This is a genomic window from Pseudonocardia broussonetiae (genome assembly GCF_013155125.1).
Classification (GTDB): Bacteria; Actinomycetota; Actinomycetes; order Mycobacteriales; family Pseudonocardiaceae; genus Pseudonocardia; species Pseudonocardia broussonetiae.
Map to the genome: position 1 here is coordinate 1,798,658 of NZ_CP053564.1, position 25,193 is coordinate 1,823,850.

At 74.4% G+C, this 25,193-nt stretch carries 28 protein-coding genes; 13 read left to right on the forward strand and 15 right to left on the reverse strand.

The features are described from left to right. Positions 1 to 2: 2 nt before the first annotated feature. Positions 3 to 329, forward strand: a complete 327-nt coding sequence (locus HOP40_RS08870) for an urease subunit beta (protein WP_172156544.1) — start codon at positions 3 to 5, stop codon at positions 327 to 329. Further along, positions 326 to 2,041, forward strand: coding sequence for an urease subunit alpha (locus HOP40_RS08875; RefSeq protein WP_172156546.1), 1,716 nt, complete (start codon positions 326 to 328; stop codon positions 2,039 to 2,041). The genes HOP40_RS08870 and HOP40_RS08875 overlap by 4 nt, the downstream gene beginning before the upstream one ends. On the opposite strand, the gene HOP40_RS08880 is transcribed toward HOP40_RS08875, so the two are convergent. Then, positions 2,026 to 2,301 carry a hypothetical protein gene (locus HOP40_RS08880; RefSeq protein WP_172156548.1) on the reverse strand — a complete coding sequence of 92 codons (276 nt, stop codon included), beginning with the start codon at positions 2,299 to 2,301 and terminating at the stop codon, positions 2,026 to 2,028. The two genes, HOP40_RS08875 and HOP40_RS08880, sit on opposite strands and share 16 nt — an antisense overlap. A gap of 71 nt (positions 2,302 to 2,372) precedes the next feature. Between HOP40_RS08880 and HOP40_RS08885 the strand changes: the two genes are divergently transcribed. From HOP40_RS08885 to HOP40_RS08895, 3 genes are read left to right on the forward strand one after another with little or no spacing between them, the layout of a single operon-like run. Next, complete coding sequence (locus HOP40_RS08885) at positions 2,373 to 3,068, forward strand: urease accessory protein UreF (protein ID WP_172156550.1); 696 nt, start codon at positions 2,373 to 2,375, stop codon at positions 3,066 to 3,068. After that, on the forward strand, positions 3,058 to 3,771 hold the full coding sequence (gene ureG / locus HOP40_RS08890) for an urease accessory protein UreG (protein ID WP_172156552.1): 714 nt from the start codon (positions 3,058 to 3,060) through the stop codon (positions 3,769 to 3,771). Before HOP40_RS08885 ends, ureG begins: the two co-directional genes overlap by 11 nt. Position 3,772: 1 nt before the next feature. Continuing rightward, entirely contained in the window at positions 3,773 to 4,531 is a 759-nt protein-coding gene (locus tag HOP40_RS08895) for an urease accessory protein UreD (RefSeq protein WP_172156554.1), read from the forward strand. Here the strand turns inward: HOP40_RS08895 and uraH are convergent. Continuing rightward, a complete protein-coding gene (uraH, locus tag HOP40_RS08900) occupies positions 4,516 to 4,836 on the reverse strand; it encodes a hydroxyisourate hydrolase (protein ID WP_172156565.1) in 321 nt (106 codons plus the stop codon). The two genes, HOP40_RS08895 and uraH, sit on opposite strands and share 16 nt — an antisense overlap. Further along, positions 4,833 to 5,327, reverse strand: coding sequence for a 2-oxo-4-hydroxy-4-carboxy-5-ureidoimidazoline decarboxylase (uraD, locus tag HOP40_RS08905; RefSeq protein WP_172156568.1), 495 nt, complete (start codon positions 5,325 to 5,327; stop codon positions 4,833 to 4,835). The genes uraH and uraD overlap by 4 nt, the downstream gene beginning before the upstream one ends. A gap of 113 nt (positions 5,328 to 5,440) precedes the next feature. Between uraD and pucL the strand changes: the two genes are divergently transcribed. Together pucL and HOP40_RS08915 are read left to right on the forward strand one after the other, a co-directional pair. Next, positions 5,441 to 6,337: a factor-independent urate hydroxylase gene (gene pucL, locus HOP40_RS08910; protein WP_172156570.1), complete on the forward strand. Its 897-nt coding sequence runs from the start codon at positions 5,441 to 5,443 to the stop codon at positions 6,335 to 6,337. Further along, complete coding sequence (locus HOP40_RS08915; RefSeq protein WP_172156572.1) at positions 6,337 to 7,713, forward strand: nucleobase:cation symporter-2 family protein; 1,377 nt, start codon at positions 6,337 to 6,339, stop codon at positions 7,711 to 7,713. The genes pucL and HOP40_RS08915 overlap by 1 nt, the downstream gene beginning before the upstream one ends. On the opposite strand, the gene HOP40_RS08920 is transcribed toward HOP40_RS08915, so the two are convergent. The 4 genes from HOP40_RS08920 to fbaA form a co-directional block, all read right to left on the reverse strand. After that, a complete protein-coding gene (locus tag HOP40_RS08920) occupies positions 7,676 to 8,893 on the reverse strand; it encodes a DUF6986 family protein (protein WP_172156574.1) in 1,218 nt (405 codons plus the stop codon). The genes HOP40_RS08915 and HOP40_RS08920 overlap by 38 nt on opposite strands. 22 nt (positions 8,894 to 8,915) lie before the next feature. Beyond that, a complete protein-coding gene (locus HOP40_RS08925) occupies positions 8,916 to 9,998 on the reverse strand; it encodes an FUSC family protein (RefSeq protein WP_205347132.1) in 1,083 nt (360 codons plus the stop codon). A 2-nt stretch (positions 9,999 to 10,000) separates the two neighbouring features. Next, on the reverse strand, positions 10,001 to 10,414 hold the full coding sequence (locus tag HOP40_RS08930; RefSeq protein WP_172156576.1) for a DUF3151 domain-containing protein: 414 nt from the start codon (positions 10,412 to 10,414) through the stop codon (positions 10,001 to 10,003). 86 nt (positions 10,415 to 10,500) lie between these two features. Then, complete coding sequence (fbaA, locus tag HOP40_RS08935) at positions 10,501 to 11,532, reverse strand: class II fructose-bisphosphate aldolase (RefSeq protein WP_172156578.1); 1,032 nt, start codon at positions 11,530 to 11,532, stop codon at positions 10,501 to 10,503. A gap of 70 nt (positions 11,533 to 11,602) precedes the next feature. Here fbaA and HOP40_RS08940 point away from each other — a divergent pair, with 70 nt between their 5' ends. The 5 genes from HOP40_RS08940 to HOP40_RS08960 all read left to right on the forward strand — a co-directional run bounded on the left by HOP40_RS08940 (position 11,603) and on the right by HOP40_RS08960 (position 14,767). After that, positions 11,603 to 12,184, forward strand: coding sequence for a SigE family RNA polymerase sigma factor (locus HOP40_RS08940; protein ID WP_226370083.1), 582 nt, complete (start codon positions 11,603 to 11,605; stop codon positions 12,182 to 12,184). Continuing rightward, positions 12,181 to 12,399, forward strand: a complete 219-nt coding sequence (locus tag HOP40_RS08945; protein ID WP_172156580.1) for a hypothetical protein — start codon at positions 12,181 to 12,183, stop codon at positions 12,397 to 12,399. The genes HOP40_RS08940 and HOP40_RS08945 overlap by 4 nt, the downstream gene beginning before the upstream one ends. A 53-nt stretch (positions 12,400 to 12,452) precedes the next feature. Next, positions 12,453 to 13,100 carry a DedA family protein gene (locus HOP40_RS08950; RefSeq protein WP_240157591.1) on the forward strand — a complete coding sequence of 216 codons (648 nt, stop codon included), beginning with the start codon at positions 12,453 to 12,455 and terminating at the stop codon, positions 13,098 to 13,100. Between the two features lie 61 nt (positions 13,101 to 13,161). Then, the gene (locus tag HOP40_RS08955; RefSeq protein WP_205347133.1) at positions 13,162 to 14,130 is read left to right on the forward strand and encodes a GlxA family transcriptional regulator; all 969 of its coding nucleotides are present in this window, start codon (positions 13,162 to 13,164) and stop codon (positions 14,128 to 14,130) included. Between the two features lies 1 nt (position 14,131). Continuing rightward, positions 14,132 to 14,767, forward strand: coding sequence for a DJ-1/PfpI family protein (locus tag HOP40_RS08960; RefSeq protein ID WP_172156584.1), 636 nt, complete (start codon positions 14,132 to 14,134; stop codon positions 14,765 to 14,767). Positions 14,768 to 14,812: 45 nt separating this feature from the next. Here the strand turns inward: HOP40_RS08960 and HOP40_RS08965 are convergent, their stop codons facing one another. Continuing rightward, positions 14,813 to 15,238: an NUDIX domain-containing protein gene (locus HOP40_RS08965; protein WP_205347134.1), complete on the reverse strand. Its 426-nt coding sequence runs from the start codon at positions 15,236 to 15,238 to the stop codon at positions 14,813 to 14,815. Positions 15,239 to 15,301: 63 nt separating this feature from the next. Here HOP40_RS08965 and HOP40_RS08970 point away from each other — a divergent pair, with 63 nt between their 5' ends. Further along, positions 15,302 to 15,730, forward strand: coding sequence for a DUF4262 domain-containing protein (locus HOP40_RS08970; protein WP_205347135.1), 429 nt, complete (start codon positions 15,302 to 15,304; stop codon positions 15,728 to 15,730). Positions 15,731 to 15,737: 7 nt separating this feature from the next. On the opposite strand, the gene HOP40_RS08975 is transcribed toward HOP40_RS08970, so the two are convergent. The 7 genes from HOP40_RS08975 to clpB all read right to left on the reverse strand — a co-directional run bounded on the left by HOP40_RS08975 (position 15,738) and on the right by clpB (position 25,133). Further along, on the reverse strand, positions 15,738 to 16,400 hold the full coding sequence (locus HOP40_RS08975; protein ID WP_172156590.1) for a TrmH family RNA methyltransferase: 663 nt from the start codon (positions 16,398 to 16,400) through the stop codon (positions 15,738 to 15,740). A 933-nt stretch (positions 16,401 to 17,333) separates the two neighbouring features. After that, complete coding sequence (locus tag HOP40_RS08980; RefSeq protein WP_172156592.1) at positions 17,334 to 19,721, reverse strand: AAA family ATPase; 2,388 nt, start codon at positions 19,719 to 19,721, stop codon at positions 17,334 to 17,336. Then, a complete protein-coding gene (locus tag HOP40_RS08985) occupies positions 19,718 to 20,392 on the reverse strand; it encodes a hypothetical protein (RefSeq protein WP_172156594.1) in 675 nt (224 codons plus the stop codon). Before HOP40_RS08985 ends, HOP40_RS08980 begins: the two co-directional genes overlap by 4 nt. Before the next feature lie 93 nt (positions 20,393 to 20,485). Continuing rightward, complete coding sequence (gene pyrE / locus HOP40_RS08990) at positions 20,486 to 21,052, reverse strand: orotate phosphoribosyltransferase (protein WP_172156596.1); 567 nt, start codon at positions 21,050 to 21,052, stop codon at positions 20,486 to 20,488. Then, positions 21,049 to 21,807, reverse strand: coding sequence for an SDR family NAD(P)-dependent oxidoreductase (locus HOP40_RS08995; protein WP_172156598.1), 759 nt, complete (start codon positions 21,805 to 21,807; stop codon positions 21,049 to 21,051). The genes pyrE and HOP40_RS08995 overlap by 4 nt, the downstream gene beginning before the upstream one ends. Before the next feature lie 2 nt (positions 21,808 to 21,809). Next, positions 21,810 to 22,463, reverse strand: coding sequence for a type III secretion system chaperone family protein (locus HOP40_RS09000; RefSeq protein ID WP_172156600.1), 654 nt, complete (start codon positions 22,461 to 22,463; stop codon positions 21,810 to 21,812). A 63-nt stretch (positions 22,464 to 22,526) separates the two neighbouring features. Further along, positions 22,527 to 25,133, reverse strand: coding sequence for an ATP-dependent chaperone ClpB (clpB, locus tag HOP40_RS09005; RefSeq protein WP_172156602.1), 2,607 nt, complete (start codon positions 25,131 to 25,133; stop codon positions 22,527 to 22,529). Positions 25,134 to 25,193: the final 60 nt, after the last annotated feature.

Here is a 25,193-nt window from a genome sequence, read left to right on the forward strand (position 1 = left end):
GCGTGATCCCCGGCGAGATCCTCCCCGGCGACGGCGACGTGCCGCTCAACCCCGGGCGCGAGCGCACCACGCTGGTCGTGGTCAACGCCGCCGACCGGCCCGTGCAGGTCGGCTCGCACTACCACTTCGCGGCCGTCAACCCCGGGCTGGAGTTCGACCGCGAGGCCGCGTGGGGCACGCACCTCGACATCCCGGCGGGCACGTCGGTGCGGTTCGAGCCGGGCGTCGAGCGGGAGGTCGTGCTCGTGCCGCTGGCCGGGGCGCGCGTGGTGCCGGGGCTGCGGCCCGAGTGGGCCGGCCCCCTCGATCCTGCGGAGCCGACCCGATGACGAGCATCGAGCGCGGCCGCTACGCCGACCTGTTCGGCCCCACCGTCGGCGACCGCATCCGGCTGGCCGACACGAACCTGCTCATCGAGGTCACCGAGGACCGCAGCCGCGGCGCCGGCTCCGGCGACGAGGTGCTGTTCGGCGGCGGCAAGGTGATCCGCGAGTCGATGGGGCAGTCGGCGCGCACGTCGGCGCAGGGCGCCCCCGACCTGGTGATCACCGGCGCCGTGGTCCTCGACCACTGGGGCGTCGTCAAGGCCGACGTCGGGATCACCGACGGGCGGATCGTCGGCATCGGCAAGGCCGGCAACCCCGACGTCATGGACGGCGTCACGCCCGAGCTCGTCATCGGGCCGTCGACGGAGGTCATCGCGGGCAACGGCCGTATCCTCACCGCGGGCGGCATCGACTGCCACGTCCACTTCATCTGCCCCCAGCTCGTCGACACCGCGCTGGCCAGCGGCCTGACGACGCTCGCGGGCGGCGGCACCGGCCCCGCCGACGGCACCAAGGCCACCACGATCACGCCCGGCCCCCGCGCGATCGGGCGGATGCTGCAGGCGATGGACCACCTGCCGGTCAACGTGCTGCTGATGGGCAAGGGCAACACCACCAGCGCCGACGCCCTGTGGGAGCAGCTGCGCGCCGGGGCCGGCGGGTTCAAGCTGCACGAGGACTGGGGCACCACGCCCGCCGTGATCGACGCCTGCCTGCGGGTCGCCGACGCGTCCGGGGTGCAGGTGGCGATCCACACCGACACGCTCAACGAGGCCGGGTTCGTGGCGTCCACGCTGGAGGCCATCGGCGGGCGCTCGATCAACGCCTTCCACACCGAGGGCGCGGGCGGCGGGCACGCGCCCGACATCATCGAGGTCGTCGCGCAGGCCAACGTGCTGCCGTCGTCGACCAACCCGACGCGGCCGCACACCGTCAACACCATCGACGAGCACCTCGACATGCTCATGGTCTGCCACCACCTCAACCCCGGCGTGGTCGAGGACCTGGCGTTCGCGGAGAGCCGGATCCGCCCGACGACGATCGCGGCCGAGGACGTCCTGCACGACCTGGGCGCCATCTCGATGATGAGCTCCGACAGCCAGGCCATGGGGCGCATCGGCGAGGTGATCATCCGGACGTGGCAGACCGCGCACGTCATGAAGGCCGCCCGCGGGGCCCTGCCCGGCGACGGGGCGGCCGACAACGTGCGGGCGCGGCGCTACGTCGCCAAGTACACGATCAACCCGGCCATCGCGCACGGGATGGCCGACGAGATCGGTTCGGTGGAGGTCGGCAAGCTCGCCGACCTCGTGCTGTGGGACCCGAAGTTCTTCGGCGTCCGCCCGCACCTCGTGCTCAAGGGCGGGTTCATCGCCTGGGCCGCGATGGGCGACGCCAACGCCTCGATCCCGACGCCGCAGCCGGTGCTCGCGCGTCCGATGTTCGGGGCGTCGCCCGCGGTGGCGTCGGCGACGAGCCGCAACTTCGTGTCCGCCGCGGCCCTGGAGGCGGGGCTGGACCACCTGGAGCTGCGCAAGCCCGGCGTCCCGGTGGCCGACACCCGCCGCGTCACGAAGGCGCAGATGATCGGCAACGACGCGACGCCGGCGGTGCGGGTCGATCCCGACTCGTTCGCCGTGCGGATCGACGGGGACCTCGTGGAGCCCGCCCCGGTGAGCGAGCTGCCGATGTCGCAGCGCTACTTCCTCTTCTGATGTCCCAGCCTGTTCTGATGCCCGTGCTCCTGATGACGGGGTCCGTCGAGCACCAGCGCCGTGAGGATCGCGGCGAAGGAGTAGGCGCCGGCGAACGCGAGGACGTCGCCCAGGTGCACGCCGTGGTTGTAGGACAGCTCCAGGACCGTCGGCCCGATGCGGGTGGTCGCGGCCACGGCGAGGCCGAACAGGGTGGCCGCCGTCCACACGAGGGCCACCACGGCGAGACGGCCGGAGCGCGGCAGGTCGATGGTGGTCACACCAGGAGGACGTCCCGCGGGCGCGGAAGGTTCCGCACCCACAGGGGTGACGTTCGTCCCGGGGCCACCTGATGGCCACCCTGGCGGCCCTCACCCTGGCCGACGCGCGCTTCCCCGGCGGTGGCCACGTGCACTCCGGCGGCGTCGAGGAGGCGGTGGCGCGCGGGCTGGTGCACGACGTCGACGGCCTCGCCGCCCTCCTCGACGGGCGCCTGCGCACGGCCGGTCTGGTGGCGGCGGCGTTCGCGGCCGCGGCCTGCCTCGCGGCGCCCACCCCCGTCGAGCCCACCCGGGCGGCCTTCGCCGAGCTGGACGCCGAGCTCGACGCCCGCACGCCCTCCCCGGCCCAGCGCACCGCGTCCCGGGCGCAGGGGCGGGCGACGCTGCGGGCCGCACGCCTGGCCTGGCCCTCGCCCGCCCTCGACGCGCTGTGCGCCGTCGACCCCCGCCCGCACCACGCGCTGCTGGCCGGGGCGGTGGTCGGCGCCGACGGCGGCACCCCCGCCGACGCCGCGCAGTGCGTCGGCTACCTCGCCGTCAGCGGGCCGGCGTCGGCCGCGATCCGGCTGCTCGGGCTCGACCCGTTCGCCGTGAACGCGGTGGTGGTCGGGCTCGGCGCGGTGCTGCGCGGCGTCGTCGACGAGGCGGTGCGCGCCGCGCCCGGCCCCGCGTCCGGCCTGCCCGCGCCGGGCGCCCCCGTCCTGGACCTCATGGCCCAGGCTCACGTCCACCACCACCGGGAGCAGGTGCGTCTCTTTGCCAGCTGAGAACCAGGACCACGGCCACGGCCACGGCCACTCGCTCGACCCCACCGTCGTCGAGCCCGACCCGCACACCCCGCCGGACGGGGCGGGCCGCGCCGTGCGCATCGGCATCGGCGGCCCGGTCGGCAGCGGCAAGACCGCGCTGGTCGCGGCACTGGCGCGCACCCTCGCCGACCGGCTGCGCCTCGCCGTCGTGACCAACGACATCTACACCACCGAGGACGCCGACTTCCTGCGTCGCGCGGGCGTGCTCGCCCCCGACCGGATCGAGGCCGTGCAGACCGGCTGCTGCCCGCACACCGCGATCCGCGACGACATCACCGCCAACCTCGACGCCGTCGAGCTGCTCGAGGAGCGCTTCGGCGACCTCGACCTCGTGCTCGTCGAGAGCGGCGGCGACAACCTCACCGCCGTGTTCAGCCGCGGGCTGGTCGACCGGCAGATCTTCGTCGTCGACGTGGCGGGCGGCGACAAGGTGCCGCGCAAGGGCGGGCCCGGCGTCACCACCGCCGACCTGCTCGTCATCAACAAGGTCGACCTCGCCCCGCTCGTCGGCGCCGACATGGCCGTGATGACCGGCGACGCCGCGCGGGTGCGCGGGGCGCTGCCCGTCGTCACGCAGTCGCTGGTGGCCGACCCCACGGCGGGTGAGGTGGCGCAGTGGGTGCTCGCGCAGGTCGCGGCGGTGCGCGGGGCGGTCGTCTGAGGTGCGGTCCCGGGCGCGGCTGGTCGTGGCCGCCGACGGTGCGGTGCGCGAGCTGCGCTCGCAGGCCCCGCTGACGCTGCTGCCCCGGCGCGGCACGGCCGCGGGCCGGGCGCAGGCGCTCACGGTGCACCTCGTGGGCTCCGCGGCCACGCCGCTGGGCGGCGACGACGTGGAGCTCGACGTCGTCGTCGCGGCGGGGGCGCACCTGGTGCTGACGGGCGTGGCCGCGGCGGTCGCGCTGGCCGCGCCCGGGGGCAGCCGGTTCGCCGTGCGCCTGGAGATCGGCGCCGGGGCGTCGGTGCAGTACCTGCCCGAGCCGACGGTCGTGACCCGCCGCGCCGACCACCTGACCGAGTTCACCGCCGTCCTCGACGACGCCGCGCGGCTGCGGGCGCGGGACGTGCTGGTGGCGGGGCGCACCGGGGAGGCGGCCGGGCGCTACCGGGGCGCGACGCGCGTGACCGGCCCGTCCGGGCCGCTGCTGGTGCAGACCCAGGACCTCGACACCTCGCCCGCCCACCTCGCGGGCCGCCGCGTGCTGGGCACCGAGGTGCTGGTGTGGGGCGCCGACCCGGAGGAGGCGGCGGCCGGGCCGTGGTGGTCGCTGACCCCGCTGGCCCGCGGGGGCTCGCTGGCCACCGCGGTCGGCACCGGCGCCGTGACGGCCCAGCGCGACCTGGCGACGGCGGTGGCCGCCCACCCGGGCTGGTCGGACGCCGTGCTGGGCGAGGCCGAGGGCCGCAGTCAGCTCCCGCGGTAGGTCGAGTACGCGAACGGCGAGAGCAGCAGGGGGACGTGCGTGTGGGCGCGGTCGGCGTCGATCGTCACGGCCACGACGACCTCCGGGTAGAAGCCCTGCTGCCCGGTGGCGGCGAAGTAGGCGCCGGTGTCGAAGCGGACGCGGTAGACCCCGCCCGGCAGCGCGCCCGGGGCGAGCGCCGCGACGCGCCCGTCGTCGTCGGTGACGCCGGTGGTCCGCTCCCCGTCCGGGTGCTCCAGGACGACGGCGACGCCCGCCGCGGGCCGGCCCAGCGCGGCGTCGAGCACGTGCGTCGAGATGCTCACTCCAGGAGCCTCCTCAGCCGGATCTCGTTGATCCTCGCGAGCTCCGCGACCACGGTGCGCCGCTCGGTGGACGGGTCGTGGCGCAGCCGCTCCCGCAGCACCTCGAGCAGCTCCTCGGCGGAGCGGCCGTCGGCGCACACCAGGTAGACGTGCCCGAACCGCTCCTCGTAGGCGCGGTTGCCCTCGGCCAGCGCGGCGAGGACGGACGGGTCGGCCGTGGCCACGCCCGACTGCTCGCGCTGCGAGGACGCGTGCGTCGCGTCGTCGGGGTCGAGGCGCTCGCCGATGCGCGGGTGCCCGGCCAGCGCGAGGTCGATCTCGGACCCGTCGAGGACGGCGAGCTCGGCGTCGGCCTGCGCGAGCAGGGCGTCGAGATCCGGGTACGGGCGCCCCGCGGCGAGCGCACCCGCCCACTCCGGGGACGCGCAGCACCCCGTCAGCCTGGTCACCGCCTCGGTCACGGGCAGCGCGTTGAACGTGTCCAGCCGCATCGCTACATCTTCCCCGATCACCGTGTTTCGGAGGTGGCACGACCTCGTGACATCCGGTCGATCGGGGCGGTCGGCGACCTACCGTTCACGGACGCGGCAGGGGAGGAACGGGGATGGGCATCTCGCTCGGGGTCAACCAGTACGGCAAGGCCGAGGTGCGCATGGTGCACGTCGACCGCTCCGGTCCGCGCCACCGGATCACGGACGTGACGGTGACGAGCCAGCTCCGCGGCGACTTCGCGGCCACGCACGAGACCGGCGACAACAGCGCCGTGATCGCCACCGACACCCAGAAGAACACCGTGTACGCGCTGGCGCGCCTGGGCGGCGTCGGCGCGGTGGAGGACTTCGCGCTGCGGATGGCGCGGCACTTCGTCGACGGGTTCGACCAGGTCACGGGCGCGCGGCAGGAGGTGGCGCAGCACAGCTGGGAGCGGATCGTCACCAGCGAGGGCGGCGAGCACGACCACGCCTTCCACCGCGGCTCCGGCGAGACGCGCACGACCGTCGTCACGAAGACCGGCGACCACGAGGTCGTCATCTCCGGGATCTCCGACCTGGTCGTGCTCAAGAGCACCGGCAGCGAGTTCCACGGCTTCCCCGACGTCCCGTACACCTCGCTGGTCGAGACCGACGACCGCATCCTCGCCACGGCGGTGACGGCCCGCTGGCGCTACCTCGGCACGGACGTCGACTGGGACAAGGCGCACGGGAGCGTCCGCCAGATCCTGCTCGACCGGTTCGCGCTCACGCACAGCCTCTCGCTGCAGCAGACGCTCTACGCGATGGGCGAGGGGGTGCTGGCCGCCCACCCGGAGATCGCGGAGATCCGGTTCTCGATGCCCAACAAGCACCACTTCCTCGTCGACCTCTCGCCGTGGGGCATGGACAACCCCAACGAGGTCTGGTTCGCGGCCGACCGCCCCTACGGCCTGATCGAGGCGGCGGTCGTGCAGGACGACGCACCCGCCGAGGACGCCGCGTGGGCCGGGATCGCGGGGTTCGTCTGATGGCCGCGACCGACGTCGTGGTGGCGCCCGAGGACGAGCGCGTCCCCGTCGGCACCGCCTTCTTCTACGGCCTCCAGCACATCCTCGCGATGTACGCGGGCGTCGTCTCGCCGCCGCTGATCATCGGCTCCGCCGCCGGGCTGACGCCGGCCGAGTCGGCCACGCTCGTCACCGCGGCGCTGTTCGTCTCCGGGCTGGGCACGCTGCTGCAGTCGCTGGGCCTGCCCTACGTCGGGTCGAAGCTGCCGCTGGTGCAGGGCGTGTCGTTCGCGGCCGTCGGCACAATGACGGCGGTCGCCACGGACGCCTCGATCGGCGCCCCCGCCACCCGGCTGGCCACGATCTTCGGCGCGGTGATCGTCGCCGGGCTGATCGGGTTCGTCATCGCGCCGGTGTTCGCGGGGCTCGTGCGGTTCTTCCCGCCGGTCGTCACCGGGTGCGTCATCACGATCATCGGGCTGTCGCTGTTCCCGGTGGCGCTGCGCTGGATCCGGGGCAACCCGACGGTCCGCGACGCGTCCGGCGCGATGGTCGAGAACCCCGAATTCGGGTCGGCGCTGAGCCTGCTGCTCGGGCTGGTCACGCTCGTCGCGACGCTGGTGATCGCGCGGTTCGGCCGCGGCACCTGGTCGCGGCTCGCGGTCATGCTGGGCCTGGTGTTCGGCACGGTCGTCGCCACGCTGATGGGCCGGGTCGACTGGGGCCGGGTGGGCACCGGCCCGATCTTCCAGCTCCCGCAGCCGTTCCTGTTCGGCGCGCCGGTGTTCTCGATCGGCGTGATCGTCTCGATGACGGTCGTGATCCTGGTGATCATGGCGGAGACGACGGCCGACATCCTCGCCGTCGGGGAGATCCTCGGGACGCCGACGCCGCAGAAGCGGATCGCGGCCGGGCTGCGCGCCGACATGGCCGCCACCGCGGTCGCCCCGGTGTTCAACGGCTTCCCGATCAGCGCGTTCGCCCAGAACGTCGGCATGGTGGCGATGACCGGGATCAGGTCGCGGTTCGTCGTGGCCGCGGGCGGCGCGATCCTCGTGCTGCTCGGCCTGCTCCCGGTGCTCGGGCGCGTCATGAACGCGATCCCGCTGCCGGTGCTCGGCGGGGCCGGCATCGTGCTGTTCGGGTCGGTGGCGGCGGCGGGCATCCGGACGCTGTCGAAGGTCGAGTTCACCAACGCCAACATCCTCATCGTCGCCAGCTCCATCGGCATCGGGATGATCCCGATCACCGTGCCGGAGGTCTACGAGAACATCCCCGACTGGCTGCACAAGATCCTGGAGTCGGGGATCAGCGCGTGCGCGATCGTCGCGGTGCTGCTCAACCTGGCGTTCAACCACTTCACGCAGCAGGAGCCGGAGGTCCCGGCGGAGCACTGAGGAGGTCGAGGTCGGCGCGGTCGGCCCCGGTCGCCGCGCCCACCTCGGCCTCGTCCAGCGCCCCGCAGTCCAGGCCCGCGCGCAGGAAGCCGGCCAGCGCGCGGGCGGTGGCCGGTTCGTCGAGGAAGCCGGAGTCGGCCCGCTCGCGGTAGGCCCGCAGCCGGGCCGCCGACTCCGGGAAGGACTCGCGGTAGAACGCGAAACCGGTGACGAACCGGCTCGGCAGGTGCCCGGGGTGCAGGTCCCAGCCCTGGGCGATGCCGTGCTCCAGCGAGCGGCGGACCAGCCGCCCGTGCAGCGCCCACGCCGCCCGGACCTGCTCGCGGCCCCCGACCGGGAGGACGTTGGTGGAGCCGTCGGCGACGCGGACGCCGGTGCCCGCCGCGGCCACCTGCATCACGGCCTTCGCGTGGTCGGCGACGGGGTGCTCGGTGCTCTGGTAGCGCGCGGAGACGCCGAGGGAGGCGGAGTAGTCGTAGGTGCCGTAGTGCAGGCCGGTGCAGCGGCCCTGGGCCAGCGCGATCACCCGGGGCAGCGGCGACGTCCCGTCCGGCCCGAGCACCGACTGCGGCGTCTCCACCTGGACCTCGAACCGCACCGGGTCCAGCCCGTGCTCGGTCTCCAGCCGCTCCAGCACCGCGACCAGCGCCGTCACCTGCTCGGGCGCGGTCACCTTCGGCAGCGTCAGCACGAACCCGTCGGGCACGGGGCCCAGCGCCCCGAGGAACACCTCCAGGGTCCGCACCGCGCGCCGCCGCGACAGCGCCTCCAGACTGCGGAACCGGATGCCGTGGAACGGGGTGCCGGTCGGCGTCGTCGCCACCCGGACGGCGGCGGCGTCCTCCTCGTCGTCGGGGCGCGGGCCGTAGCCGTCCTCGAAGTCGACGCGCAGGTCCTCGATCGGCTCGGTCGCGAGCTTGGCCCGCACCCGGGCGTGGACGTCGGCGGCGAGGGCGGGCGCGAGGCCCCACACCTCGGCGACGTCGGCGGGGCCGGGGGCGTGGGCGTCGAACAGGTCCAGTGCCTGGGCGCCCCAGCGCAGCGCGGTGCCGGAGTCGAAGCGGTCGGCGGGGACGTAGACGGTGTGCACCGGCCGGCGGGTGCCGGGGTCGCCCCGGTAGTGGGCCGCGAGGGCGGCGTCGGAGGGGGCGAGGAGGGCGTCCAGCTCGTCGGCGTTCACGGGGTCATCATGGCGGCGCCCGTCACGACGCCCGCATCGCCGCCAGCGCCTCGGTCCGGGTGAGCCCGGTGGCCTGCAGCAGGTCCAGCGCGATCGACCGCAGCTGCGCCACGATCACCTGCTCCGAGGGCCCGGGCACCCATCCCTCCGACAGCACCACCGCGTGCCGCACGACGTCGAGCACCGGCTCGCGCGCCCGTTCCCGGTCGCCCTCGCGGCCCAGCTCGGCCGTCAGCGTGCCGACGGCGGACGACAGCTCGCCCAGCGCGTCGGCCAGCTCGGGCGCGGCGGGCTCGTCGTCGAGCAGGGCCTGGTAGGTGCGCCGGGCCAGGACGCGGGCGTTGCGCATGGCGTAGTCGGTGCGCTCGGCCAGCTCGCCGTAGCGGCCCAGCTGCAGCCGGCGCCGCCGGTAGAGTGGGGCGACGGTGGCGACCTCGTGCCCGCCGCGCAGGGCGGTGCGCAGCTCGTCGATCAGGGGCTGGGACGCGCGGGCCCGCTCCAGCGCGGCCTGCGCGACCGCCGGGTCGCGGTCGCGCAGGGCGTCGCCGGTGCGGGCGAGGACCGCGGCCAGCTCGTCGAGCAGTGAACGGGCGCCGCGCTGCACCGGGCGCACGGGGTCGGTGGGGATCACGCCCGCCACCAGCACCCCGACGAGCCCGCCGATGAGGGCGTCGACGCAGCGGTCGAGGCCGCCGACGTCACCGGGCGGCAGCAGCGTGGCCACCAGCACCGCCGACGACCCGGCCTGCGCCACCAGCAGCGTCGCCCCGTCGGCGAACACGGCCACCGACATCGCCAGGGCGACGACCAGCACGATCTGCCAGGCGCCGGAGCCGATCTGGGAGATCAGCAGGTCACCGACGAGCACCCCGACGCTGACGCCCGCCACCAGCTCGGCGACGCGGCGCAGCCGGCTGGTGAGCGACAGGCCCAGGGAGATGACCGCCGCGATCGGGGCGAAGAACGGGCGGGCGTGGCCGACGAGGTCGTTCGCGACGTACCACGCGAGCCCGGCCGCCACCGCGCACTGCAGGATCGGCAGGGCCGACAGCGCCACCCGGCGGCCGCGGGCGCGCAGGTGCGCGCGCAGTCGCCGGCCCCGCACGGTCAGGCCAGACCGAGGGCCGCGGGCGCGGCGGGGTCGGACTCGGTGAGGAACGTGGCCGTGCGCTCGGCCTCGTCGGCCTCCCCGATCGCGACGGCGGCGCGGTGCAGGGCGGCCAGCGCGCGCAGGAAGCCGCGGTTGGGCTCGTGCGACCACGGCACCGGGCCGAAGCCCTTCCAGCCGTTGCGCCGCAGCATGTCGAGGCTGCGGTGGTAGCCGGTGCGCGCGTAGGCGTAACCGGTGATCGTCTCGCCCGCGTCGAGCGCGTTCTCGGCGAGCTGCGCCCAGGCGATGGCCGACGTCGGGTGGTCGGCGGCCACCTTCGCCGGATCGGCGCCGCTGTCGAGCTCGGCCGCGGCCGGGTCGACCGGGAGCAGGGTGGGGTCGGGTCCGAGCAGGTTGCCGTGCAGCGTCATGGGCCCATCCTGCCCGCTGGGGTCGCGGGCCGGCACGCCAGTGGTCGTGCCGGCCCGCGCCGGTCCTCGGTCCACCCGCCCCGGGCCTACTTCAGCCGCTGACCCGTCGAGCGCAGGTTCTCGCAGGCCAGCGTGACGCGCTCGGCCATGCTGAGCTCGGCCGCCTTGAGGTAGGTGCGCGGGTCGTAGGTCTTCTTGTTGCCGACCTCGCCGTCGACCTTGAGCACGCCGTCGTAGTTGCTGAACATGTGGCCCGCGATCGGCCGCGTGAACGCGTACTGCGTGTCGGTGTCGACGTTCATCTTCACGACGCCGTAGTCGAGCGCCTCGTGGATCTCCTCGATGAGGGAGCCGGAGCCGCCGTGGAAGACGAGGTCGAACGGCTTGGCGTCGGAGTCGAGCCCGAGCTTGGCGATCGCCACCTCCTGGCCCTGCTTGAGGATCTCCGGGCGGAGCTTCACGTTGCCCGGCTTGTAGACGCCGTGGACGTTGCCGAACGTGGCGGCCAGCAGGTAGCGGCCCTTCTCGCCGGTGCCCAGGACCTCGACGGTGCGCTCGTAGTCGCCGGGGGCGGTGTAGAGCTTGTCGTTGATGTCGTTCGCGACGCCGTCCTCCTCCCCGCCGACGACGCCGATCTCGACCTCGAGGATGATCCGCGCCTTGCCCGCGAGCTCCAGCAGTTCGGCGGCGATGGAGAGGTTCTCCTCGAGCTCCACCGCGGAGCCGTCCCACATGTGGCTCTGGAACAGCGGGTTCTCTCCGCGGTCGACCCGCTCCTGGCTGATCGCGATCAGCGGGCGGACGAAGCCGTCGAGCTTGTCCTTGGGGCAGTGGTCGGTGTGCAGCGCCACGTTGACGGGGTAGTGCTGCGCGGCGACGTGCGCGAACTCGGCCAGCGCGGTCGCGCCCACGACCATGTCCTTGACGCGGGTGCCGGACAGGAACTCCGCGCCACCCGTCGACACCTGGATGATGCCGTCGCTCTCCGCCTCGGCGAAGCCGCGCAGAGCCGCGTTCAGGGTCTCGCTGCTCGTCACGTTGATGGCGGGGTAGGCGAACCGACCGCTCTTGGCGTTGTCCAGCATCTGGTTGTAGATCTCGGGCGTGGCGATAGGCACGGGTGTGGCCCTCCTCGACGTTGACCGGTGCGCGTGTTCGGACGCAGTATCGCGCACTAGTCTGGGGCCCGTGGCTGCCGACGGGATCGAGCGCGCCGTCGAGCAGACGCTCAGCGGCCTGCGCAGGCTGGACCCCGTCCCGCCCGCGCCCGCCCCGAACGCCCCCCTGACGCTGGCCGACCTCTACCGCGACCACCGCGTGCGGCTCGTCCGCCTGGCGGTGCTGCTCGTCGACGACCCGGCCACCGCCGAGGACGTCGTCCAGGAGGCGTTCGCGGGCCTGCACCGGCACTGGTCCGGGCTGCGCGACGAGGCCGCGGCCGTCGGGTACCTGCGCACGGCCGTCGTCAACGGGTCCCGGTCGGTGCTGCGCCGCCGCCGCACCGCGCGCGAGTACGTGCCCCCGCACCAGGTCAACGCGCGCTCGGCCGAGTCGCTGGCGATGCTGTCGGCCGAGCACCAGGCCGTCGTCGACGCCCTGTCGACGCTGCCCCCGCGCCAGCGCGAGGTGCTCGTGCTGCGCTACTACGGCGGGCTGAGCGAGGCGGAGATCGCCGACGCCACCGGGATCAGCCGCGGCACCGTGAAGTCGACGGCGAGCCGGGCGCTCGACGCGGTGTCGCACGTGCTGCGGCCGAAGGGGGCGCCGTGACCGCCGACCCGGAGCGCCGCCTCGCCGAGGCGCTGCGCGCGCAGGCCCGCGGCGGCGGCCGGCCGGTGCTGCCGCCCCGCGGGGAGCCCGAACCCCCTCCGGGGATGTCGGTGCGCACGGCGCTGCTGCTGGCGCTGCTCGGCGGCGCGATCCTGGGCACGGTGCTGGCGCTGCTCTCGCTGCTGACGCCGGGTCTGCTGCCCGCGCTGGGCTGAGCCCCGCGGGCTGGGTCCGGTGCCGGGCCGGGGTGCCGGTACCGTCACGTCCCGTGACGACGACGCTGGCCCTGGGCCCGGAGTGGCTGCAGCCCGATGCGATCATCACCTGGCTGGGCCCGTGGGCGCTGGTCGGGCTGGCGCTCATCGTGTTCGCCGAGTGCGGCCTGCTGCTGGGCTTCTTCCTCCCCGGTGACTCCCTGTTGTTCACCGCGGGCCTGTTCGTCGCGCAGGGGGCGATCCAGTTCCCGCTGTGGATGGTGTGCGTGCTGCTCGTCGTCGCCGCGTTCGTCGGCAACGTCGTCGGCTACTACATCGGCCGCGCCGCCGGGCCCGCCGTGTTCGACAAGCCCGAGTCGCGGCTGTTCAAGCCCAAGCACGTCGCGCGGACGCAGGAGTTCTTCGACAAGTACGGCACCCGGGCGATCGTCCTGGGCCGGTTCGTACCGATCGTCCGCACGTTCATCACGGTCATGGCGGGCGTGGGCCGGATGGACGCGCGCCGCTACTTCACGTACTCGCTGATCGGCGGCGTGCTGTGGGCCGCGGGCGTCACGGTGCTGGGGTTCTGGCTCGGCCAGTTCCAGTTCGTGCGCGACAACATCGAGTTCATGCTGCTGCTGATCGTGTTCCTGTCCGTGGTGCCGATCGTCGTCGAGATCGTGCGCGCGCGGCGCACCCCCGGGGCGCACGCCCGCTGATGGCGGAAAGCGTGGGAGGTGCGTCGTTGACGCCCTCCCGTCGCCGCGGGACCGTGGTCGGGTGCCCGCCCACCCCGTCGTCGTCCCGGTGTTCGACGGGATCCAGCCGCTCGACGTCACCGGTCCGTTCGAGGTCCTGAGCGCGGCGAACCACCTGGTCGACGGCGACGGCTACGACCTCGCGCTCGTCGCCCGCGAGCCCGGGCCGGTCGTCGCGACGAGCGGGCTGCAGCTCGTCGCCACGCAGGCGCTGCCCGAGAGCGGGCCGATCGGGACGCTGCTGGTCCCGGGCGGGTGCGGCAGCCGCTCCGCGGTGGCCGACGCGGAGTTCGTCGCCTGGCTGGGGCGGGCCGCCGCGCGCGCCGAGCGGGTGGCGTCGGTGTGCACCGGCGCGTTCCTGCTGGCCGCGGCGGGCCTGCTCGACGGCCGGCGCGCCGCCACCCACTGGCGCTGGGCGGGCGCGCTCGCCGCCGCGCACCCCGCCGTCGACGTCCGCCCCGACGCGATCTACGAGCGCAGCGGCCGGATCTGGACCTCCGCCGGCGTCACCGCGGGCCTGGACCTCGCGCTCGCGCTGGTCGAGGCCGACCACGGGGCCGCCGTGGCGCAGGAGATCGCGCGGGAGTTCGTCGTCTTCCTGCGCCGTCCGGGCGGGCAGAGCCAGTTCACCGCGCCGGTCTGGACCGAGCCCGCGCCGCGCCCGTCGGTGCGCGCCGCGCAGGACCTCGTGCACGCCGATCCCACCGCCGACCTGCGCGTCCCCGTGCTCGCCGCGCACGTCGGGATGAGCGAGCGGCACTTCGGGCGCGAGTTCGCCCGGCTCGTCGGGTGCCCGCCCGGCGACTACGTCGAGCAAGTGCGGGTCGACACGGCCCGGCGCCTGCTGGAGTCCGAGCCGCTGCTGGTCGGCGTCGCCGCCGCCCGTGCCGGCTTCGGTTCCGCCGAGACCATGCGGCGCGCGTTCCTGCGCCGCCTCGGCGTCCCGCCCGACCACTACCGGCGGCGCTTCGGCGCCGCCCACGGGAGCTGACATGCAGGTCGCCATCGCGCTCTTCCCCCGCGTGACCGCGCTCGACGCGATCGGTCCGTACGAGGTGCTGCAGCGGATCCCCGCGCTGGACGTCGTGTTCGTCGGCGAGCGGCGCGGGGAGGTGCGCACCGAGAACGGGATGCTCGGCCTCACCGTCGACGCCGCGTTCGAGGACGTGTCCGCGCCCGACGTCGTCGTGGTGCCGGGCGGGATCGGGTCCCGGGACGTGCTCGCGGGGCCGCTGCCCGAGTGGGTCGCCGCGGTGCACCCGGGCACCCGGTTCACGACGTCGGTCTGCACGGGCGCGCTCGTCCTCGCCGCGGCGGGGCTGCTCGACGGCCTCACGGCCACCACGCACTGGGGCGCGTTCGACCTGCTCGGCCGCCTCGGCGCCGAGCCCGTGACCCAGCGCGTCGTCGAGCACCTGCCCGAGCGGCTGATCACCGCGGCCGGGGTGTCGGCGGGGATCGACATGGCGATCCGGCTGGTCGAGCTCCTCGTCGACGACGTCGCCGCGCAGGCCGCCCAGACCCTCGTCGAGTACGACCCGCACCCGCCCTTCGCCGCCGGCCACCCGTCGCGCGTCGGGCCGGAGGTGATGGAGCGGATCGCGGAGTACGCAGCGGTCAGGAGGTGACCCCGGGACCGGCCGTGCCGCGTCTCGGGGCTCGGGGGACGGGACCTACCGCCGGTCGCGGAACAGCGCCAGCGTGGCGGGGAGCTGGCTGTGCAGCGGGTGCGGCAGGTCGTCGAGGGTGAACCAGCCGAGCTCGTCGAACTTGTCCGGCTCGCCGAGCGCGACCCCGGCCGGGTCGACGCGGACGGCGTGCACGACGGCCACCCAGTGCGCCACCGGGTCGCCCCGCAGGACGTTGCGCACGCCGATGGCCTCGATGGCGACGGGCTCGGTCGCGTACTCCTCCCGCACCTCCCGGGCGACGGCCGCGGCCAGCTCCTCGCCGTGCTCCAGGGCGCCGGCGCCGGAGTCCCAGGTGCCGGGCTCGTCGCGGGCGCCGGGGCCGCGGCGGGCCAGCAGGATCCGGCCCTCGGCGTCGTGGCAGACGAAGACGCAGGAGACGGCGGGGGCGGTCAGCGGGTCGGCGGGCACGGCGCGATCCTCCCGCTCTCGCTCGGCCCGGAACTGTCGGGGGTCGGCTCTACCGTCCCCACCATGAGCACCGAACGCTTCATCCACCAGGTCGACCAGTACGACGCGTGGCAGCGCGAGACGATCCGCGGCCACGGCTGGGCGCTGCAGGCGGTGCTCGGCGAGGAGGAGTCGCCCCCGTTCGTCTACACGATCGGGCTCTACGGGTTCGGCCATCCCGAGCTCATCCTGTTCGCCACGTCACAGGCCACCGCGGCCACGGTGCTCAACGACCTCGGCGAGCTGGTGCGCGCCGGCCGCATCCTGGAGCCGGGCGAGCGCGTGGCCCTGCCCAGCGGTGGGGTGCACCTGCTGGCGTTCCCGGAGTCCGAGCACTGGCTCTACGCGGCCCACGACCTCTACGGCGGCAGCGTCCCCGCGATGCTCGTCGTGCCGGCCGACGACCTCGTCGACACCCCCGGCGTGGACGGTCCCTGCGCGTTCTGCCGCTGATCCCGCGTCACCAGGCCGTGTCGAGGTCCGCGTGCTGGCGGACCCAGGCGTGCATGGCGATCCCGGCCGCGACGCCCGCGTTGATCGAGCGCGTCGAGCCGAACTGCGCGATCGACACCGTCAGCGCCGCCGCCTCCCTGGCCTCCCCGGTCACGCCCGGGCCCTCCTGGCCGAACAGCAGCAGGCACGCGCGCGGCAGGTCGGCGGTCTCCAGCCGCTGCGCGCCCGGGGTGTTGTCCACGGCCACGACCGCGAGCCCGTGCGCCCGCGCGAACGCCGCGAGCCCGGCCACGTCGTCGTGGTGGTGCACGTCGAGGTAGCGGTCGGTCACCATCGCGCCCCGCCGGTTCCAGCGCCGCCGCCCGACGACGTGCACCCCCGCCGCCCCGAACGCGTTGGCCGTGCGCACCACGGTGCCGATGTTGTGGTCGTGGCCGAAGTTCTCGATGGCCACGTGGAACGGGTGCGCCCGCCGCGCGAGCTCCGCGGCCACCGCCTCCCGCCGCCAGTACCGGTAGGCGTCCACGACGTTGCGGGTGTCGCCGTGCTCGAGCAGCTCGGGGTCGTAGTGCTCACCGCGGGGCCAGGCCTCCGGCCCGCCCGGCCACGGCCCGACCCCCACCTGCCCCGGCACGGCCCACTCGCTCGGCCCGCCCCCCTCGTCACCCACCCCCCGATCATCCGCGCCCCCAGCTCCCGACCGACCCCCACCCCGCCGCTGATCACCGAGACCGCGCCGCCGGGGTCGTGATGAGGGCCGTGGGGTCGCACTCCTGACGATCACCGGTCCGCGCCCGGCGGTGATCGCCGGAACCGCACCGTCAGGGTCGCGAGGAGGGCACTGGTGCCGCACTCCTGACGATCACCGGTCCGCGCCCGGCGGTGATCGCCGAGACCGCACCGTCAGGGTCGCGGCGAGGGCGCTGGCGGTGCACTCCTGACGATCACCGGTCCGCGTCCGGCGGTGATCACCGGAACCGCACCGTCAGGGTCGTGAGGGGGGCACTGGTGGCGCACTTCTGACGATCACCGGTCCTCGTCCGGCGGTGATCACCGGAACCGCACCGCCAGGGTCGTGTGGAGGGCATTGGTGTCGCACTCCTGACGATCACCGGTCCGCGCCCGGCGGTGATCGCCGAGACCGCACCGTCAGGGTCGCGGCGAGGGCGCTGGCGGTGCACTCCTGACGATCACCGGTCCTCGTCCGGCGGTGATCACCGAGACCGCGCCGCCAGGGTCGCGGCGAGGGCGCTGACGTCACCTTCTCGCCGATCTTCACGATCAGCGCTCGGCCCCCGCCCCTTACCCCGGGCTCCCGCGCGCCGTTCAGGTTCCCGCGCGCCCCCGGTCGCGCGCGGGAATCAAACAGGTGCGCGGGAACCAAACAGGTGCGCGGGACCCGGGAAGGCGCGCGGGACCCGAGAAAAGGTGCACGGGACCGGAGCAGGTGCGCGGGAGCTCGGAACGTGCGCGGCACCAGAGAACGTGCGCGGCACCCGAGAACGTGCGCGGCAGCCGAGAACCCCGCGCGGCGCACGAGAACCCGCGCGGCGCCCGAGAACCCGCGCGGCACCAGGGAACCCGCGCGGGAAGACGTGAGGGACTACGGCTCCCCGTGCACCACCGCCGCCGCCTCCGAACCCGGCCTCGCCAGACGCCCCCCGGCGGGCAGGGCGAGGGTGACCGCGCTGTGGCCGTGGTGGGCTCCCGCCGCGGCCGCGTGGTACTCCTCGAGCTTCGCCACGAACGCGGGGTCGTGGTAGTCGCGCCCGTCCACCGACAGGCCCTCGCGCCCGTCGAGCACCGCCTCGATGTCGTCACCGGTGAGCGTCTTGTGGGTCTCCAACGCGTGCGCGACGGCGAGGACCGACGAGCGGTTGTCGCGCAGGATCTGCCCGGCGCGCTCGAGCAGGCCGGACAGGGAGTCCTCGATCCGGTCGGCCAGGGCGCGCCGCAGCAGGGCCTCGGGGCTCTCGGGCGTCGCCGCCCCGCGCCCGCCCGGGCTGCCGACCTCGAGGCGCCGGGCCGTCGAGTACGACGACACGGTGGCGCCCATGCCCCAGTAGCCCTCCATGAACGAGGCGATGGCGGTGGCGGACTCCAGGTCGCCGGAGACGCCGGAGGAGGAGTCGCCGTCGAAGAACATCCGCTCGCCGGCCAGGGACGCGAGCGAGACGAGGATGTCGGCCTCGAACTCCGAGCGCCAGCGGGTGAACTGGTCCTCCGGTGGGATCGACGCGACCATCCCCAGGTAGTCGCTGCCCTTCTCGATCGTCGCCAGGTCGATCTCCATGTGGTGCCGGGTGCGGTAGGCGACGACGGCGTGGCAGGCCTCGTGCACGGCGACGGCGTGCCGCTCGCGCTCGATGTACTCGACGTCCTCGGGCGGGCCGAGGTCCTTGAGCTTCTTGGCCTTCAGCACGTCGCGCCACGCGATGACCTCGCGGCCGTCGCGGATCGCGGTGATCAGCGCCTCGTTCACCAGGTCCTTGATCGTGGCGCCGGTGGCGTACGGGGTGATCGTCGCGAGCTTGTCGAGCTCCTCGTCGGTGATCTCGTGGGGCACCTTGTCGAAGTAGCCGGAGTAGGTGCGGATCCGCCCGGCCTTGCTCGGGTAGCCGACCTTGTAGATGCGGTCGATGCGGCCCGGGCGCAGCAGCGCCTCGTCGAGCGACTCGGGCATGTTCGTCGCCATCATCACCAGCAGCCGGTACTTGGGCGGCGGCTTCGGGCGCATCCCCAGCGCCCGGCGGCCCCAGCGGTTGATCAGCCCGCGCGGCTTCTTGAGCCCGGACAGCTCCGTCAGCAGGGCCTGCAGCGTGCCCATGCCGCCGCCACCCCCGCCCATGCCGCCCATCATGATCTTGTTGCGACCCGTGTCGACCGGCTCGGGGGACGCCGACGCCGACGAGCGCGCCAGCATCCAGCGCGTGTCGTTCGACAGGTACGTGGCGCCGTGGCAGCCCGCCGCGTGGTACGGCCCGAAGCCGCGCACCCCGCCGGGACCGGTGCCGGCCAGCGACCCGCGGTTGCCCAGCGCGTCGGCCTCGTCGAAGAACACGATCACGCCGCCGTAGCGCAGGGAGAGCTTGCGCAGCTTCCGGAACAGCGACTTCACCTTGAGGATGCCGACGCCCATGAACATGTTGATGAACGCGCCCGGGTCGACGAACACGTACGGCTTGCCGGTCTCGCCCGCCACCGCCTCGGCCATCAGCGTCTTGCCGGTGCCGGGCGGGCCCCAGAGCAGGATGCCGCCGGGGACGTAGCCGCCCTTGCGCTCGATCTCCTCGGGGTCCTCCAAGAAGAGGATGTTCTCCTTGATCCGGTCGACGACGTGGTCCTGGCCCCACACGTCGTGGAAGCGGGTGGTGATGTCGTCGGGGTAGTAGGTGTCGACGCCGCCGCGCGAGAGCAGCCAGAACAGCCCGATGAACTGCACGGCGATGAACAGGAACCCGAACGAGAGCTGCAGCACGAACGGCAGCGCCGCGAAGATCAGCGCGGGGGCCTCGAACAGGGCCAGCGCCGGGCTGGTCTCCAGGATCTGGGCCGCCACCAGCGCGAACAGCGCGATGAACGCGATCCACTTGAGCATCCGCGCGAGCCGGAAGCGCGTCCAGTCGGAGAACCGGCGACGGACGGCGCGGTCGGTGCCGCCGAACAGGGTGTGCGACCAGAACCGGTGGTAGCCCGCCGAGCGCTCGCTGACGAGGAAGTGCAGCTGGCGGACGACCTCCGCGCCGGCCAGCCACAGCAGCCACTGCGACTCGACGACGTGGATCCGCATCGCGTCGACGAAGGGCAGCAGCGGGTTGTCCGCCATCGCCGCCCACACGACCAAGAACCACGCGATCGTGAGGAGCAGCAGCAGGCGCACGCGGTCCCACAGCGCGAGCGGCTTGCGCGTCGGGCGGGCCGGGGCGGGGTGCTCGTCGGGAGGGGTGAGGCCCTCCGGCGCGGCGGCTTCGGGGGACGGGGCGGCGGTCACGGGCCCTCCAGGACGGTGAACGAGGAGACGACGCGCTCGATCTCCTCCTGGCGCTGCCCGTAGCACTCCGAGGAGCAGCGGGCGAGGAACACGTACAGCTTGCTGGCGTCGTCGTTGACGTACGCGGTCTTGTCGAACACCTGCACGGGCCCGCCGCGGACGCGGTAGCGGTAGACGACGTGCACCCCGCGGATGCCGTCGCCGGGCGTGAGCACCTCGTCGGCCAGGAGCGCGAAGTCGGTGAGCGCCGCCATCGGGTTGCCCTCGAGCCCCTGGCGCCCGGTGGTCGAGGTCGGCTGGAACAGGTCGCGCAGCCGGTCGAGCGAGTAGGTCCCCCGCTGCTGCGGCGGGACGTCCTGGACGATCAGCAGCCCGGTCGGCGACGGGGCGTGCGGCCCGAGCACGTGCACCGTCGACGGCGCCGCGTCGGCGTCGTAGCCCTCCATCCAGATGCCCTGGTCCTCGGCCGAGGTGCCCGGGTCGAGGCCGAGCGCCGCGCCGAGCTCCGCCTCGTCGACGGCCCGCCAGGCGACCGGCAGCCGGACGTAGGTGCGGTCGTCGGAGTTCGCGACGTAGGTGTATTCGGGCGCACCGCACGAAACGGTCAGGAGCCCCACGACGAAGGTCGCGACCAGGAGGCCGACGGGTCGACTACCAGTGCGGATACGCATGAGGGCCTCCCGCCGTGACCTTCTCGTGATAGACGAGTATGCGTCACGGGAGGGCCGGGGGGATCGTCCGAACGGTTGCCGGTGCGTTACGGGTCAGAGGCCGAGATCGGGCAGCCCGAGCAGTGCGCGGTAGGCCACGCCCTCGGCCTCGATGGCCTCGCGGGCGCCGGTGTCGCGGTCGACGATCGTGGCGACGCCGACGATCTCGGCCCCCGCCTCGCGCACGGCCCGCACGGCGGTGAGCACCGAGCCGCCCGTCGTCGACGTGTCCTCGACGACGAGCACGCGCCGGCCGGCGATGTCCGGACCCTCGATGAGCCGCTGCATCCCGTGCTCCTTGGTCGACTTCCGCACCACGAACGCGTCGACGGGTGCGGCGTCGGGCTCGACGGCCGCCGCGTGCAGCACGGCGTCGGCGATCGGGTCGGCGCCCAGCGTCAGCCCGCCGACGGCCTCGTAGTCCCAGTCGGCGGTGAGCACGCGCACCAGCCGACCGACCAGCGGCGCGGCCTGGTGGTGCAGCGTGACGCGGCGGAGGTCGACGTAGTGGTCGGCCTCGAGCCCGGACGACAGCGTGACCTTCCCGTGCACCACGCCGAGCTCGCGCACCAGCGCGGCCAGCTCCGCGAGCTCCGCGCTCGCCTGCGCCGGGGTGGTCACGTCCGGTCCCGGTCGAACGTGGCGGTGATGCGGCGCAGGAGTGCGCGCGGCAGCACGTCGGCCACCGCGACGATCGCCTTGTACTGCGGACCCGGCACGGACACGGTCTTCCCCCTCGCGAGATCGGCCAGGGCGTCGGCGACGACCCGGTCGGCGTCGAGCCACAGCGGTCCGCTCCGCGTGCCGACGTCGATGCCCGCGCGCTCGTGGAACTCCGTCCGCACGAACCCGGGGCACAGCGCCATCGCGCGCACCCCCGTGCCGTGCAGCGAGGCCGAGATCCCCTCGGTGAACGTCGTGACCCACGCCTTGTCGGCACTGTAGGTGGAGCCCCGCCCGGCCAGGAACCCGGCGACGCTGGAGACGTTGACCACCCCGCCGCTCCCGCGCGCGACCATCCCGGGCAGCGCGGCCCGGGTCAGCACCAGCACCGCCTCGACGTTGACGGCGAGCTGGCGCGCGAGGTCGTCGGGCGCGCACTCCAGGAACGAGCCGTGCAGCGCGAACCCGGCGTTGTTGACGAGCAGGTCGACGGGGTCGGCCGCGAGCCGCTCGGCCACGGCGGCGCGCCCGTCGGCGGTGGAGAGGTCGGCGGGCAGCACCTCGACGTCGACGCCGGTGAGCGCGGCGGCGGTGGCGTCGAGGCGCTCCCGGTCGCGGGCGACGAGCACGAGGCCGCGGCCCGCGGCGGCGAGCCTGCGGACGAACGCGGCGCCGATGCCGGCGGTGGCGCCGGTGACGAGCGCGGTGGGCACGGTCAGCTCCCGGAGTGCGCCGTGCGCTGCTCCAGCGCGGCGGCCACGCCCGCGAGGTCGGCGAGCAGGTCCTGCAGCCGCTCGACGGTGGAGTTCAGCGGAGCCGTCGCCAGCACCCAGGCCTCCTCGGCCCACAGCAGCTCGACGTCGTCGCCGACCTGGTCGGCCGCCGTCGCCAGGCGCTCGGTCAGCAGCGGGCGCACGGCCTCGGCGTCGGCGACGAACGCGTAGCGGGCGCCGACCGGCTCGAGCAGGTCGAGGCCGGCGTCGTCGGGCAGCGGGGCGGAGGGCAGGCGCAGCTCGACGGCCGCGGGCACCGGGTTGCGCACCTGCACGGCCGCGAGCACCGAGCTCAGGCGCCCGGCCTGCTCGTGGTCGAACAGGTAGGCCTGGCGCGGGCCGTCGGGCGTGGGGACGTCGCCGCTGATCAGGTTGCGGGCGACGCCCGGCCCGCCCTGGTGGATCGTGCCGTAGCGCCAGCGGCTGGGGAGGACCGGATCGCTGTCCAGGTACTCCCAGCCGCGGGCCGCGGCCCAGCGGCGCCGGTCGCGGGCGCCGCCGCCCTCGGACCGGGCGCGGTCGAGGACCAGCAGCCCGATGCCGACCAGCAGCGCGATCACCGCGATGACGAACCACACGCCCGAGGAGATGCCCACGGCGGCACCCTAGCCCCGTGACCGGCCCGCGCCGGTGATCGCCACGCGCGGGCCGGGGGAGCGTCAGCGGGCCGTGACCGGCACGCCCCGCCCGACGATCAGGCCACCGGTGCCGCCGCCGGCGCCGGGGTCGAGGTCGACGCGCACCGTGTCGCCCTCGCGGACGTCACCGGCGAGGAGCTCCTTGGCGAGCTGGTCGCCGATGGCGCTCTGCACCAGCCGCCGCAGCGGCCGGGCCCCGTAGACCGGGTCGAACCCGTTCATGGCGAGCCACTCGCGCCCGGCGTCGGACACCTCGAGGGTGAGCCGGCGCTTGGCGAGCCGGGTGCGCAGCACGTCGAGCTGGATGTCGACGATGTGCGTCAGCTCCTCGGTCGACAGCGCGTGGAAGACCACGACGTCGTCGAGCCGGTTGAGGAACTCCGGCTTGAAGTGCCGCTGCACGGCGTCCATGACGAACGCGCGGCGCGCGTCGTCGTCGAGGTCGGCCCCGCCCGCGGACCCCAGGTTCGAGGTGAGCACCAGGATCGTGTTGCGGAAGTCGACCGTGCGGCCCTGGCCGTCGGTGAGGCGGCCGTCGTCGAGCACCTGCAGCAGCGTGTCGAACACGTCCGGGTGCGCCTTCTCGACCTCGTCGAACAGCACCACCGTGTACGGGCGGCGCCGCACGGCCTCGGTGAGCTGCCCGCCCTGGTCGTAGCCGACGTAGCCGGGAGGGGCGCCGACGAGGCGGGCCACCGAGTGCTTCTCGGAGTACTCGCTCATGTCGATGCGCACCATCGCGCGCTCGTCGTCGAACAGGAACGCGGCCAGCGCCTTGGCCAGCTCCGTCTTGCCGACGCCGGTGGGCCCGAGGAACAGGAACGAACCGGTGGGCCGGTTCTCGTCGGCGATGCCGGCGCGGGCGCGGCGCACGGCGTCGGACACCGCGCGCACGGCCTCGGTCTGGCCGACGACGCGCCGCCCGAGCTCGTCCTCCATGCGCAGGAGCTTGGCCGTCTCGCCCTCCAGCATGCGGCCGGCGGGGATGCCGGTCCACGCGCTGACCACGTCGGCGACGTCGTCGGGGCCGACCTCCTCCTTGAGCATGAGGTCCGCGTCGGGCGCGGTGACCTCGGTGGCCGCCGCGAGCTGCTTCTCGATCGCCGGGATGCGGCCGTAGAGCAGCTCCGACGCGCGGCCGAGGTCGCCGTCTCGGTCGGCGCGCTCGTACTCCCCGCGCAGCGCCTCCAGCTGCTCCTTCAGCTCGCGGACGCCCTCGATCGCGCCCCGCTCGTTCTGCCAGCGGGCCGTGAGCGCGGCGAGCTCCTCCTTCTTCTCGGCGAGCTCGGAGCGCAGCGAGGCGAGCCGGTCGACCGACGCGGCGTCGGACTCCTTGGCCAGCGCCATCTCCTCGATCTCCAGCCGGCGCACCGCGCGCTCGACCGTGTCGATCTCCACGGGCCGCGAGTCGATCTCCATGCGGAGCCGGGACGCGGCCTCGTCGACGAGGTCGATCGCCTTGTCGGGCAGGAACCGCGCGGTGATGTAGCGGTCGGACAGCGTGGCCGCGGCGACGAGCGCGGCGTCGGTGATCCGCACGCCGTGGTGCACCTCGTAGCGCTCCTTGAGCCCGCGCAGGATGCCGACGGCGTCCTCGACCGAGGGCTCGCCGACGTAGACCTGCTGGAAGCGGCGCTCCAGGGCCGGGTCCTTCTCGATGCGCTGGCGGTACTCGTCGAGCGTGGTGGCGCCGACCAGGCGCAGCTCGCCGCGGGCCAGCATCGGCTTGATCATGTTGCCGGCGTCCATCGAGCCCTCGGCGTTGCCCGCGCCGACGATGGTGTGCAGCTCGTCGATGAACGTGACGACCTGGCCCGCGGAGTCGGTGATCTCCTTGAGCACGGCCTTGAGCCGCTCCTCGAACTCGCCGCGGTACTTCGCGCCCGCGACCATCGAGCCGAGGTCGAGCGAGACCACGCGCTTGCCGCGCAGCGACTCCGGCACGTCGCCGGCGACGATCCGCTGCGCCAGCCCCTCGACGATCGCCGTCTTGCCGACGCCGGGCTCGCCGATCAGCACCGGGTTGTTCTTCGTGCGGCGCGAGAGCACCTGCACGACGCGGCGGATCTCGGTGTCGCGGCCGATCACCGGGTCCAGCGCGCCGGAGCGGGCGCGCTCGGTGAGGTCGACGCCGTACTTCTCCAGCGCCTGGTAGGTGCCCTCGGGGTCGGGGCTGGTGACCCGCGCCGAGCCGCGGACCTGCGTGAACGCCTCGCGCAGGGCGTCGGGCGTGGCGCCGTGGCGCGCGAGCAGGTCGGCCACCTCGCTGCGCGCCGAGGCGAGCCCGACGAGCAGGTGCTCGGTGGCGACGTACTCGTCGCCCATCTCGGTGGCCAGCTGCTGCGCCGCGGTGATCGCGCCCAGCGCGGGGCGGGACAGCTGCGGTGCGCCGACCGTCGACCCGGACGCCGACGGCAGCCGGTTGCCCAGCGCCGTCAGCTCGGAGCGCACGGCCGCCGGATCGGCGCCCACCGCCGTGAGCAGCGGCCCGGCGATGCCGTCACCCTGCGCGAGCAGGGCGCCGAGCAGGTGCGTGGGGCCGACGTCGGGGTTGCCGGCGAGCGCCGCGGCCTGCACCGCGGCGGAGATGGCCTGCTGGGCCTTGGTGGTGGGGTTGAACGAGTCCATTCCCTCGGGTCCTCCTGCGTGTCGCTGGGCACCATCGTGCCCGTCGCTGTACCCAACGTC

Bases quoted from the DNA above. Each gene is read 5' to 3' on its own strand.
- HOP40_RS08875 (WP_172156546.1), top strand. From the start codon at position 326: ATGACGAGCATCGAGCGCGGCCGCTACGCCGACCTGTTCGGCCCCACC.
- HOP40_RS08885 (WP_172156550.1), top strand. From the start codon at position 2,373: ATGGCCACCCTGGCGGCCCTCACCCTGGCCGACGCGCGCTTCCCCGGC.
- uraD (WP_172156568.1), bottom strand. From the start codon at position 5,327: ATGCGGCTGGACACGTTCAACGCGCTGCCCGTGACCGAGGCGGTGACC.
- pucL (WP_172156570.1), top strand. From the start codon at position 5,441: ATGGGCATCTCGCTCGGGGTCAACCAGTACGGCAAGGCCGAGGTGCGC.
- HOP40_RS08915 (WP_172156572.1), top strand. From the start codon at position 6,337: ATGGCCGCGACCGACGTCGTGGTGGCGCCCGAGGACGAGCGCGTCCCC.
- HOP40_RS08930 (WP_172156576.1), bottom strand. From the start codon at position 10,414: ATGACGCTGCACGGCAACCTGCTCGGACCCGACCCCACCCTGCTCCCG.
- HOP40_RS08960 (WP_172156584.1), top strand. From the start codon at position 14,132: ATGCAGGTCGCCATCGCGCTCTTCCCCCGCGTGACCGCGCTCGACGCG.
- HOP40_RS08970 (WP_205347135.1), top strand. From the start codon at position 15,302: ATGAGCACCGAACGCTTCATCCACCAGGTCGACCAGTACGACGCGTGG.
- HOP40_RS08985 (WP_172156594.1), bottom strand. From the start codon at position 20,392: ATGCGTATCCGCACTGGTAGTCGACCCGTCGGCCTCCTGGTCGCGACC.
- clpB (WP_172156602.1), bottom strand. From the start codon at position 25,133: ATGGACTCGTTCAACCCCACCACCAAGGCCCAGCAGGCCATCTCCGCC.